At 36.1% G+C, this 11680-nt stretch carries 12 protein-coding genes, 2 tRNA genes and 1 pseudogene; 8 read left to right on the top strand and 7 right to left on the bottom strand.

What is annotated here, in order from left to right; translation table 11 throughout:
• The first annotated feature begins 35 nt into the window (after positions 1–35).
• Positions 36–335 (top strand): thioredoxin family protein, encoded by a 300-nt coding sequence (locus PFY09_RS13735; RefSeq protein WP_271160076.1) that lies wholly within the window; start codon positions 36–38, stop codon positions 333–335.
• 58 nt (positions 336–393) lie between these two features.
• On the opposite strand, the gene PFY09_RS13730 is transcribed toward PFY09_RS13735, so the two are convergent.
• Entirely contained in the window at positions 394–1146 is a 753-nt protein-coding gene (locus tag PFY09_RS13730; protein WP_271160075.1) for a nitrilase-related carbon-nitrogen hydrolase, read from the bottom strand.
• 266 nt (positions 1147–1412) lie between these two features.
• Between PFY09_RS13730 and PFY09_RS13725 the strand changes: the two genes are divergently transcribed.
• The 5 genes from PFY09_RS13725 (at position 1413) to PFY09_RS13705 (ending at position 6516) form a co-directional block, all read left to right on the top strand.
• Positions 1413–1853 carry a DUF6646 family protein gene (locus PFY09_RS13725; RefSeq protein WP_271160074.1) on the top strand — a complete coding sequence of 147 codons (441 nt, stop codon included), beginning with the start codon at positions 1413–1415 and terminating at the stop codon, positions 1851–1853.
• A 104-nt stretch (positions 1854–1957) separates the two neighbouring features.
• Positions 1958–3307 (top strand): RIP metalloprotease RseP, encoded by a 1350-nt coding sequence (gene rseP / locus PFY09_RS13720; protein WP_271160073.1) that lies wholly within the window; start codon positions 1958–1960, stop codon positions 3305–3307.
• Between the two features lie 80 nt (positions 3308–3387).
• Positions 3388–3461 (top strand) — tRNA-Asn (locus PFY09_RS13715).
• 207 nt (positions 3462–3668) lie between these two features.
• A tRNA-Asn gene (locus tag PFY09_RS13710) sits at positions 3669–3742 on the top strand.
• Positions 3743–3990: 248 nt separating this feature from the next.
• Complete coding sequence (locus tag PFY09_RS13705) at positions 3991–6516, top strand: DUF5686 family protein (RefSeq protein WP_271160072.1); 2526 nt, start codon at positions 3991–3993, stop codon at positions 6514–6516.
• Positions 6517–6765: 249 nt separating this feature from the next.
• Here the strand turns inward: PFY09_RS13705 and PFY09_RS13700 are convergent, their stop codons facing one another.
• From PFY09_RS13700 to rplU, 5 genes are all read right to left on the bottom strand, one after another.
• Positions 6766–7680 carry an IS256 family transposase, variant Zn-binding type gene (locus tag PFY09_RS13700; RefSeq protein WP_271160071.1) on the bottom strand — a complete coding sequence of 305 codons (915 nt, stop codon included), beginning with the start codon at positions 7678–7680 and terminating at the stop codon, positions 6766–6768.
• A 163-nt stretch (positions 7681–7843) separates the two neighbouring features.
• The gene (locus PFY09_RS13695; protein WP_076391300.1) at positions 7844–8029 is read right to left on the bottom strand and encodes a bacteriocin-like protein; all 186 of its coding nucleotides are present in this window, start codon (positions 8027–8029) and stop codon (positions 7844–7846) included.
• A 57-nt stretch (positions 8030–8086) separates the two neighbouring features.
• Positions 8087–8251 (bottom strand): bacteriocin-like protein, encoded by a 165-nt coding sequence (locus PFY09_RS13690; RefSeq protein WP_165796691.1) that lies wholly within the window; start codon positions 8249–8251, stop codon positions 8087–8089.
• 198 nt (positions 8252–8449) lie between these two features.
• Entirely contained in the window at positions 8450–8707 is a 258-nt protein-coding gene (rpmA, locus tag PFY09_RS13685; RefSeq protein WP_047399085.1) for a 50S ribosomal protein L27, read from the bottom strand.
• A 29-nt stretch (positions 8708–8736) separates the two neighbouring features.
• Positions 8737–9126, bottom strand: a complete 390-nt coding sequence (gene rplU / locus PFY09_RS13680; protein WP_271160070.1) for a 50S ribosomal protein L21 — start codon at positions 9124–9126, stop codon at positions 8737–8739.
• A gap of 182 nt (positions 9127–9308) precedes the next feature.
• On the opposite strand from rplU, the gene PFY09_RS13675 reads away from it, so the two are divergent.
• Both PFY09_RS13675 and PFY09_RS13670 read left to right on the top strand, forming a co-directional pair.
• Positions 9309–10196, top strand: coding sequence for a neutral zinc metallopeptidase (locus PFY09_RS13675; protein ID WP_271160069.1), 888 nt, complete (start codon positions 9309–9311; stop codon positions 10194–10196).
• Between the two features lie 109 nt (positions 10197–10305).
• Positions 10306–11395: pseudogene (locus PFY09_RS13670) on the top strand (acyltransferase family protein).
• Here the strand turns inward: PFY09_RS13670 and PFY09_RS13665 are convergent.
• Positions 11392–11634: a hypothetical protein gene (locus PFY09_RS13665; RefSeq protein ID WP_076391292.1), complete on the bottom strand. Its 243-nt coding sequence runs from the start codon at positions 11632–11634 to the stop codon at positions 11392–11394. The pseudogene PFY09_RS13670 and the gene PFY09_RS13665 sit on opposite strands and share 4 nt — an antisense overlap.
• Between the last annotated feature and the right edge of the window lie 46 nt (positions 11635–11680).

Genomic DNA, 11680 nt, shown 5'->3' with positions numbered 1-11680 from the left:
ACTAAAGTGTTTCTTTTAAAATAAAACCAACAACTATGTCTCAAGCATTTCAGGAAATTATCGATTCCGAAAGACCTGTTCTCATTGACTTTTTTGCAACTTGGTGTCAACCGTGCAAAGTACAGTCGTCTGTTTTAAATACCGTAAAAGAAAATATAGGAACTTCGGCAAGAATCATTAAGGTAGATGTGGATCAGTATCCCGCTCTTGCCAATCAGTATGGCGTTCGTGGTGTTCCGACATTAGCTATTTTCAAACAGGGAGAGATGCTGTGGAAAGAAAGCGGTGTGCATGATGTAAATACATTGACTCAGCTTCTAAAGCAGTATTCATAGAAATAAAGATTAAGGCTAAGATTGAGAAAATTTTAGCCTTAATTTTGATATATTTCCTTTAAAATTCAATTGAAAATGAATCGCGGTCATTTAAAAACTGAAAATGGCTTCTGAAATCTGTCAGTTCTTCTAAATTTAATTCTGCCGTTACAAGATTTCCGTTTTTCTGTGAAATTTCTTTTCCGTCTGCAAAAAAACAGTGTGAACTTTCCTGATAAAACAGGTTATTTCCATCGGTCCCGATTCTGTTTAATCCAAAAACGAAGGACAGATTTTCAATAGCTCTCGCTTTTAACAGATGTTCCCATGCTCCCACTCTTTTTTCGGGCCAGTTTGCCACATATAAGACCGCATCATAATCGTCATTATTTCTTGCAAAAACCGGAAAACGAAGATCATAGCAAACCTGCAAAAGAATTCTGAATCCCAGATAATTTACGATCACCCTTTCTTTTCCGGGACTATACACCTTATCTTCCCCAGAAAAAGAAAAAAGATGTCTTTTGTCATAAAATTCAATCTGAGAATCGGGCTGTACAAAATACATTCTGTTGTAGAACTTTCCGTTTTCTTCAACCGGAGCACTTCCGCAAAACGCTGCATTTTTTTCCTTCGCCATTTTTTTTAAAAACTCCAGCGATTCCAGATTTCTATCGGAAACTTCGGAAGCATCCATACAAAAGCCTGTGGAAAACATTTCAGGTAAAAGAAAGAGATCCGCGTCCTGATTCTGTAATTCCTTTTCAATGAGGTTAAAGTTTTCTGCTTTGTTTTTCCAGATGATATCTAAATTAAGTCCTATAATCTTCATAAACTTTGTTAAAAAACTTCCCTAAAAATACGATTTTTCAATGATTTCGGTTTTATTTTTGTTGCGGATATTTAATCAATAGAAATCGGCCTTATTTTTTGGTTAATCGCAAAGAATTTTATTGCCGATAAAGTTTATAATGAATTATCATTGAATAGTCTATGCTTTTCATGTGTCTTAAAGTGTCATGATAGTCAAAACTTAACGTTCATGCGATAAACCAACAAAAAGTAAATCATATTAGTAATCAGCAAAAAGTAAAATTTATGAAGAAGTTGTTTTTTATGTTTGTTCTCATGCTTGCGGGAACATTTGTCAATGCTCAGGCGTGGACAGGAAAAGGAGATCAGAAAATCAATGCCGGACTCAGTTCATGGGGTTACGGAACAGGAATTACAGGAACCTATGATTATGGATTGAATAAATTAATTTCTGTAGGAGCCGGATTGAATATTTATTTTGATAATTACAAAGACAATGACGATAAAAACCGTGCTTTTGTATTCGGAAGAATCAATTTTCATCTGAAAGACGCTTTACAGCTTCCTGAAAAACTTGATATTTATCCCGGAGCAGATGTGGGAGTTGTAGGCAGCAATTTCGGGTTGGGAGCTCACATCGGAGCGAGGTACTTTTTTACTGAAAGAATCGGCGTTTTTGCAGAAGTCGGCAACAATGGCAGTCTCGGAGTTTCGATTAATTTATAATAAATCATCACATTATATGACAAAGCTTCTCGTTTCGGGGAGCTTTTTTATTTGGCATAGTTTTGATAATTGTTACCTTTGCAAATTAAACATAAAAAGCATTAATGGAAATAGCAATCAAACTGTTTCAATTTATATTGAGCATTTCTATCCTGGTTATCCTACACGAACTTGGGCATTTCTTACCCGCCAAATACTTTAAAACCAAAGTTGAAAAATTCTATTTGTTCTTCGATCCGTGGTTTTCTTTAGCCAAGAAAAAAATTGGCGAAACGGAATACGGAATCGGATGGCTTCCTTTCGGAGGATATGTAAAAATTGCCGGAATGGTGGATGAAAGCATGGATACCGAACAGTTGAAACAGCCTGCACAACCATGGGAATTCCGAGCAAAACCGGCTTGGCAAAGACTGATCATCATGTTGGGCGGAGTTACAGTTAACTTTTTCTTAGCCTGGTTAATTTACTCGTGCCTTTCGCTTTTTAATGGTGAAACATACACAGATCTTACCAAATTCGACAATGGAATCGGGGTTACGGAAGCCGGAAAAAAAATGGGATTCCAGAATGGTGATAAGATCATTAATATCGACGGAAAACCCGCTGAAAGGTTAGAAAATGCTTCTATTAACATTCTTTTGGGAGATAACGTAACGGTACTTAGAAACGGGAAAGAAGTAACCTTCCCTGTTAATAAGGATGGGGTTGCAGAAGTTTTAAAACAAAAAGAAGCCAAACTTTATATTACGCCGAGATTTCCAATGATTATCGATTCTCTGGCAACTCCTGCTTCTCAGGCTTCAGGGCTGAAAAAAGGGGATCAAATTGTTGCCATCAATGGAAAACAGACGCCTTATTTTGATGAAGTAAGTTCTTCTTTATCTGAAAATAAAGGAAAAACAGTAAATATAGAAGTTGTAAGAAACGGAAAACCTGAAACAATTACTGCATCTGTTGACAAAAACGGAAAATTAGGTGTTGGTGTAGATCAGAAAGCATTAGCGAACGTTATTACGGATAAAAAATATTCTTTCGGAGAATCTATTCCCAGAGGTTTTGAAAGATCCATTGAGTCTTTAACCATGCAGGTGAAGCAGTTTAAAATTATGTTTAATTCTAAGATTCAGGGATACAAAAATGTAGGGGGCCCGATTGCTATTGTAAAAAACATGCCGGTAGACAGAAATGCCAATGGCGAAATTTCGATCAACTGGGCTGCATTTTGGGGCTTTACCGCGATGTTCTCGGTTTGGCTGGCATTTCTAAACCTGATCCCTATTCCAGGATTGGATGGAGGACACGTTCTTTTCACGCTTTATGAGATGATCGTGGGTAAACCTGTTCCTCAAAAAGTTTTGGAAAACGCACAGATGATCGGTGTTATCTTCCTGTTAGGCTTGATGTTACTGATCTTCGGAAGCGACATTGTGAAATGGATTTCAGGAAGTTTATAATATTTTTACAAAATTTTAAAAAAATATTTGCAGGGTATAAATATTCGTCCTATATTTGCACCACTTAAAACAAAGGACATTCCTCCTTAGCTCAGTTGGTTAGAGCATCTGACTGTTAATCAGAGGGTCGCTGGTTCGAGCCCAGCAGGAGGAGCAGAAAGACTTATAGAAATGTAGGTCTTTTTTTATGTGGTCTCATCAAATATTTTTTTGCAATTATCATTAAATTTAATTATCTGATAAATAGTCAAATAGCTTCAAAACACCCATTATCAAAGGAAAAATTTAGATATTTTTAAAATAAAAATTTGTTTGATATTAATATTCCTGTTATATTTGCACCACTAAAACAATAGGAAATTCCTCCTTAGCTCAGTTGGTTAGAGCATCTGACTGTTAATCAGAGGGTCGCTGGTTCGAGCCCAGCAGGAGGAGCAGAAAGACTTACAGAAATGTAGGTCTTTTTTTATTTATCCTTTATGAGTTGAATCAACTGAAAAGTAATTATTTTAAACATCATCATATTTTAACAAAACAATAACTATAACACCATCAAAACGATGGTGTTATTTCATTACATTTGCAGTTTTGTATTTAAACCATTAAAAGTTTAAATAATATTTATTTTTTTATAATAAAAGTGCATAATTTTTGTTTATGCAAATAGCTTGAAGAAACTACAAATGTTAATTAATAATTCCAAATATTACTCCCTCTTTTTATTTCTATTTTTTGCGGATCTCGTATACTCACAAAATTCGGCAAACGGCAGAATTGTAGATGCAAAAACCAATAAAGAAGTTTCCGGAGTGGATATTTTCATCAATGAAAATGAAAAAGCTGCTCTTACCACAACTTCGGGAAACTTTTCCGTACAGTCGGACAGCATAATCTATAAACTTCGGTTTTTAAGAAAAAACTATTCCTTAGAAAGTATAGACGTAACTCCTCAAAATGCCACCAATATTTTTGTAAAACTGGCTCAGGAAAAAATCAGCAGCATACAGGAAGTCGTTATCCACAACGAAAAGCCGAAATATAAAAACAAAAAAGAAAATCCCGCTTATGCCATTATGCAGAAAGTCTGGGAACGAAAAAGAAACAACGGTTTAGATAAATTCGATACCTATACTTATAAAGAATACGAGAAAATTCAGTTTGATGCCAACAATCTGGACAGTGCATTTATGAAGAGAAAAATCTTTAATAAACTTGAATTTATTTTCGATTATAAAGATTCTACCGCAAGCGGAAAAATAGGACTTCCCGTATTCCTGAATGAAGCCATCTATGAAAATTACGGAGAAAACAGACCTTCCAAAAAATCAAAAAGACTTTTGGTTGCTCAAAAGACATCAGGTTTTCAGGATAACCAGATTATTACTTTAACAGCAAAAAACCTTTATCGTGACATCAACATTTACGATAACACGTTAAATTATTTCGACATCGGATTTCCAAGTCCGGTCGGAGAAACAGGGTTCAGTACGTATGATTACAATTTGGTAGATACCATTTCCATGCGGGGAGAAAATGCTTTTAAAATCCGTTATCAGCCCAAAAGAACAGAAGTTTTAGCATTTCAGGGATACTTATATATTGACACAGACAGCTATGCCGTTTTGGGAGCAACCCTAAAATCCACGCAAAAGATCAATGTAAACTTCATTAACGGGATTTCTACAGAACTGGAATACGACAACCCCGATGAAAACACTTTTCTGCCAAGAAAATTTGTAACGGAGATCGAGATGACTCCTTTTTCCAAGAAGAAAACCTCAAAGAGCATTATTGCCAAAAGATCCGTCGATTATTCGGAATATCAGTTCAACAAACCTCTTGAGGATAAAATTTTTAAAAGAAACGAGGAAGAATATGATGATAAATTCGTAGAAAAAGATGATGCTTACTGGGTAAAAGCCAGACCAGATTCTCTCTCAAAAAGCGAACAGGGAATTTATGATATGCTTGATAAACTTCAGCAGACTCCGAAGTTCAACCGTATTGTAAAGCTTTATGAAACGTTAGGTTCAGGTTATTACAACATTACAAAAGGAATTGATTTAGGTCCGATTTTCTCTGTTTACGGAAAAAATGATGTTGAAGGAGACCGAATAAGAATCGGAGCAAGAACGTATTTCACAAGAAATGATCCCTGGAGAGTTCAGTTTTACACGGCTTACGGTTTTAAAGACCAACAGGTAAAATATGGTGCTGAAGGAAGATTCATGTTTAACAGAGTAAACCGTTTTACAGTAGGTGCCGGAACAAGAAGAGACATTCTGCAATTGGGTGTTCAGCTTACAAATGACGACGGAATTATGGCAAGAACGTTTGCTTCTTCAACACTTTTCGCAAGGGGAGAAAATGCTTCTTTAAGCTCCGTTAATCAAACCAACCTGTTTACGTCTATTGAACCATGGAAAAACTTCCAGATCAGGCTAGACGGAACCATGCAAAGCATTAAATCGGCAAATCCAGACGGATTTAATCTGATGTATTACAAAAACGGAGATCTGAGAAAAACAACCAACGATTCGCATTTTACTTTAAGTTTAATTGCAAGACCGGGGGCAAAATTTTCCCAAACCGGAATCGATCGCTATGAGCACGGAACTTTGGCTCCGACTATTGTGTTAAAATACACAAGAGGAATTGAGGGATTATTCGGGTCAGATTTTAATTATAACAAACTGCAGTTCATGTTCTATAAACCCGTCTTAATTGGAAGCTGGGGAAAAACATTAATTAACTTTGAAGCCGGAAAGAACTTCGATACAGTTCCGTTGGCTTTGCAGAACGTCATTCCGGGGAACCAGTCGTACAGTCTGGCGCAAAATACGTTTGCACAGCTTAATTATTATGAATTTGTTGCAGACACTTATACAACGCTGCATTTAGAGCATCATTTTAACGGAAAAATCCTTTCTTATATTCCTTTGATCAAGAAATTAAAACTAAGAGAAATTGCGTTTATCAGAGGAGCTTACGGAACATTAAGCGATGCTTCAAAAGCAATTAATGTGGAAGGATTCAAATATTCTGCTCCAAGCGAACACGTTTATTATGAATACGGTTTCGGAATCGAAAATATCGGCTTCGGAAACCTTAGAATTTTCAGAGTGGATTTCAACTGGCGCGGAAATTACCTCAACAGACCGGATATTTCAACTTTCGGAATTAAAGCTGGTTTTCAGGTCGGCTTTTAAAATACAAAACTCCTTCAGCGCGAAGGAGTTTTTTGGTAATGTGGTCAAAAATAGTTGGTGTTTTTGTCAGAAATAATTCGTAATATTTTGCGGTTGATTGGAAGAGGAAGTGAGCAATGCTGAGGAGCAACTTACCAGCAATACAATCAACGCTGTAAACAATAGTTTAGAGGATGGTTTTTACCATCCTTTTTTTGTAAATTATTGGAACAGCTCTATGGCTAAAAAAACCTTTATGGTTTTAGATTTCTATAAAAAAGATACCACTGGATAAACTTTTTCCTCCGACTTTTTGTAAGCCCCCGATGAATATTTAGATGACCTTTTAAATGACCAAAAAAAAGATTCTATTCCATTGGTTGTTTTCGGGATTTTAGGATCCTGCAGGAACGAAAACATATTTGGCAAAGCTTTTTTGATAACCGAAAAACATCTTCTCACCATTTTGTGCGTGTACCAATATCTTCCGGTTTCCTGGCTGTATGATTTTTCATTCAAAAATTCTTTATGCTTTTCAGACCAATCCAAAAACTCTTTGATCCAATACTGCTTTTTAACTTCGTTGTCAATAAAATGAATTTTACAGACAATTTCACGCAACTCAAAACCTGCTACAGATTTCGGATAGGCGGAAAGCCATATTTTGCACATCCTTTGAATATGAACCAGACATCTCTGAACAGGAACTTTAGGACAAACTTTTCGGATGGCTTTCAGTAGAGATTTATCGCCATCACAGGTTATCCCGCCAATTTTTATTCCTAAATTCAAGATGTTTTCCAAATCCTCTTTGAGTTCTTCATAATGCTCACCGTCAGTAATTCTGTAAAGCTGGGTTTGCTTAAAAACATTATCTCTGTAAACCACCAAACAGATTTCATTGGAGAAATAAGTGCCGTCAATCAGTAAATAAACCTCCTTGTTCTGGTTGTAACTGAGTTTTGGAGCTTTACTAAGCATCACGTTAAAATACCGTTGAAGAGTACTTACCGAATATCCAGATTCTGCTGAAATCTGCTCATAAGTCTGTTTCCCAACAATCCATTTTTTGAACCAAATTTCTTTGTTTTTTAGGCCCACAGATTTATTCTCCGAAGTAAAATGAATGCCACAGTTTTTACATTTAAAACGACGCTTTCCGTTTTGCTTTCCCCAAGAAATCACATCCAGACTTTTGCAACTCCAACAACGATTTTTTTTGAATTTCCAGCCATAAAAAAAGTTTATTGAAACAAAGTTCAATAAACTTTATGTATCATCAGTAACAGTCGACAATGCAAAGAATTTTACCAACTATTTTTGACTATTAAACCAGTTTTTTTATTTCTTAAGATTCTTCACCATAACCTTTGCAGCTATTGCAATGCGCTACAATGTAAACAATTTTACACGGCGGTCTCTGCCCTTCCGGAATGCTGCAATATACGTCGCATGGTAAACATCCCTGATCCGGAGCAGCTCCTCCCATTACATTTTTAAGATCCTGTCTTTTGATTTTTTTTAAATTTTTCATAGTAATAGATTTTATAAAGTTGACAAAAAGCCCCGACATGAGGCTTGAGTTTCAGATTTAACAATCACAAGGCATTACATCAATAACCGAATTAATACAGTGTTGTTTTTGCCATGCTGTCCACGTACACCATTCGTAACACCAATTTGCGGGAATCGGACATCTTTCTCCTCCAGCAATGGCTTTAAGCTGTCTTTTCGTTAGTTTTTTTAGATTTTTCATATTAGTTTGGTTTAATTTGTCGCCTACTCTGTTTGCTTTTCGGCTTACGCAATATATTAATTATTTGATAGTTACCAAATATATAAATATTTCCCGTTAAATTGAATAAATATAAAAACTTTAACTTTTCCTCATTTCAGTGCACAAAAAAAGCCTCAGCAAAATTGCCAAGGCTTTTAATTTTATAAAACGCTGAAATTATGCGTTTGCTTCTACAGATACGAAAGATCTGTTATTTGCTTTCTTTCTGAAAACTACTTTTCCGTCAACTAATGCGAACAAAGTGTGATCTTTACCGATACCCACGTTTGCACCTGGGTGGTGTTGAGTACCTCTTTGTCTAACGATGATGTTACCCGCAATAGCATCTTGACCACCGAAAATCTTTACACCTAATCTTTTAGAGTGAGATTCTCTACCGTTTTTGGAACTACCAACTCCTTTCTTGTGTGCCATTTTATTTTAAGGTTTTTTGGTTTAAAAAATTATTCTACGCTTTCAGTTGCCTCAGCGTCAGCTTTTTTAGTTGTCTTTTTAGCAGGTTTTTCTGCTTTTTTAGCTCCTTCAAATCCTGTAATACCAGTAATCTGAATTTGAGTTAAAGATTGTCTGTGACCATTTTTCACTTTGTAACCTTTTCTTCTTTTCTTTTTGAAAACGATTACTTTATCAGCTTTTACATGATCCAGGATCTCTGCTTCTACAGTGATTCCGCTTACAGCTGGGGCGCCTACCGTGATTGCTCCGTTTACAGTAAGAAGTACTTTATCAAAAGATACTTTTCCTCCTTTATCTCCTTTTAAACGGTTTACAAACAACTTCTGGTCTTGCTCAACTTTGTATTGAAGCCCTGCTATTTCTACAATTGCAAACATTGTTTATAGATTTTTAGTTATTTCGAGGTGCAAATATAAGAAATATTTTCTAATCTGTTCAAATTCAATTCAATCTTTTTTAAAATAAAATTTTAACTATGTTTTGAATAATTTTTCACAATAAAGTGATATGAAATTCCGTTTAAATTTATATCTTCGTTTTCACCAAAATATTTATATATATGAAAAGAAAAATCCAATTCCCGATTCTTTTGGGAACCATCGCTGCACTTTCTTTGTCAGCATGTAACGACGACACCATGGAAACGCCTGTACAGCCAGAACAACAGGCAGAAAACCTGAAACCGGAACAGCCGAATGCTCTTGAAAAAGTTTGTTATTACGTAGATCAGTATTGGAGTTCTTCATCTGTGTTGCTTACTTCACTACAGAATTCTGCAGACACCAACTTTATGAATTCCCAAATGACAAAAATTGCCAGTATGTGGGGAAGAAGCAATCCAACCTTAAGGTTTGTGAATGATCCCTCAAATTTTAACTCTACCTACAATGCCATTTCGTATTCTACAGGAAAAATTTATTACGGCTATGCCATTTATTATGATGCAAAAGCAAAAGGAGGAGATATTGTAAATGCAATGATCCTTGCCCATGAGTATGGTCACCAGTTACAGTATATTTTCGGACTTCCTACGGTAACAGAATCCACAGCAAGACCCAACGAACTGGAAGCAGACGGCTTTGCAGGATATTACCTGAGAAGACCCAACGGTTACAACCAGACAAGTTTTGCACAGATTGCAGCCGCTTATGAATTTGCACAGAGCATCGGAGATTATCAGACCACAAGTCCGGGACACCACGGAACGCCTCCGCAGAGAAGATCCGCAGTTCGTCTGGGATTTTTATTAGGACAGTACAGCCTTAGTGCAGCAGATTTCGATTACAACTTCTTCTATTATTATCAGGGAGTTTTAAACGGAACCTACAAAATGGCAAAAAACAGCCAGTATCCGGAACTTGATGCTTACATGAAGCAGTATCTTGATGAGCTGAAACAAATTCAGACCGGCGAAATTTCTGCTGAAGAATTTAAAAACTTAAAGTAAATCATCATTTTTGAAATATCTTTCTCGGGAGGCAGGACATTATTCCTGTCTCTTTTCTTTATCCGGATATTCTTAAAGTTTCTTACTTTTGAAGCATCATACGTAACAAATGAACAGAGACCTCTATATTGATTTCGCAAAAGGACTGGCTACCATTTCCATTATCTTTATCCATACCGCTTTCTGGTCGGGACAGTTTTATATTCAGCCGGAAGTAAGGGTTTTCTCTTTAGTTTTCGATGTTGCCCTGTTTTATGCCTTGAGTGGAATTACATCCGGTTCCAATATCGAAAAAACATTGTACAGACTGCTGAAACTGCAGATCACGTATATGATTTTTGTAACCTTCCTCTTCTTTCTGGATTATTTCTTTAAAGTTTTCGGGCTCACTTTCTTTTCTCTGGAATGGCTGCAGAATTTTTATTCAACCTTCGGATCAAAGTATGCTACCACAAGTATTTCTACCGCTCCGCAATGGGAAAATTTGGGCAACTGGTATCTTCACCAATACACCAATGCAGATACTTTCCCTGTGGTAATGGGGAGCTTCTGGTATTTAAAAGTCTATTATATTTTAACGGTTTTCGGAGTTTTAATATTAAAATTCTTTCCGAAACATGTTAACTGGTTCATCGGACTTTGTGCCGGATTAACCTTATTATTTAATATTTTTCCGGAAATTTATCCTTCGGGACAGGTAGGATATGTTGCTTTTTACATGACTGTATTCCTAATTGGTAACAGAATGAAAGGCAAGAAAATTCCGGACAGGATGATTCCTGTATTATACGGATTGGTTGCGGTTGCACTGGCAGGACTGTTCGGTTTTTACGGACAGGAAATATTTTACAAAATCAATAAAAATAAATTTCCGCCACAAATTCCGTACATTATCTGGACTTTCTTCTCTTTGGTAACGCTTTTTGTTTTTTATAACCGGTTAAAGATCACAAAAGAAAATGTGGTGACCTACATTGGTAAAAACGCGATATTTTTCTATTTTGCACAAGGAATAAGTTCTTCACTGGTTTACTTTTTAGTCGTTCCAATGAAGGGAAATATGCCTTGGTGGATTTTAATGATTTTAATTTACGGGATCAATATTATTCTGGCATTCATCATTTCAGCTACTTGAAAAAGTTGATGAATGGGGTTGGAAAATATTAGAATTTTTAAGAAGCAAAACGGCTTCTCATTAATCTCTGCTTCTTCCGCCTCTTGCAATAAGGGCAACAATAACGATTAGAACAACAGCTCCGATAATGATGTACGTTGGATTGGTGTACCATTCTGTTGTCGTGGTGGTTGTTTGTTCAGTGGTTACTGTTCCGCCGCCCGTTGCTGTTTCCTGAGCAAAGCTGAAAGCCGACATGAATAGAATAAGCATTGCTGAAAGTATAGCTCCTGCTTTAGATTTTAAAGTGGTAATAGTTTCCATTGTTTATATTTTTAATTTGGTTTCTTAGTTAAAACAAATTAAATAC

This window comes from Chryseobacterium gambrini (assembly GCF_027920505.1).
GTDB lineage: Bacteria > Bacteroidota > Bacteroidia > Flavobacteriales > Weeksellaceae > Chryseobacterium > Chryseobacterium gambrini.
Note: the sequence above shows the minus strand (reverse complement) of the source record. Positions and strands in the feature narration are given on the sequence as shown.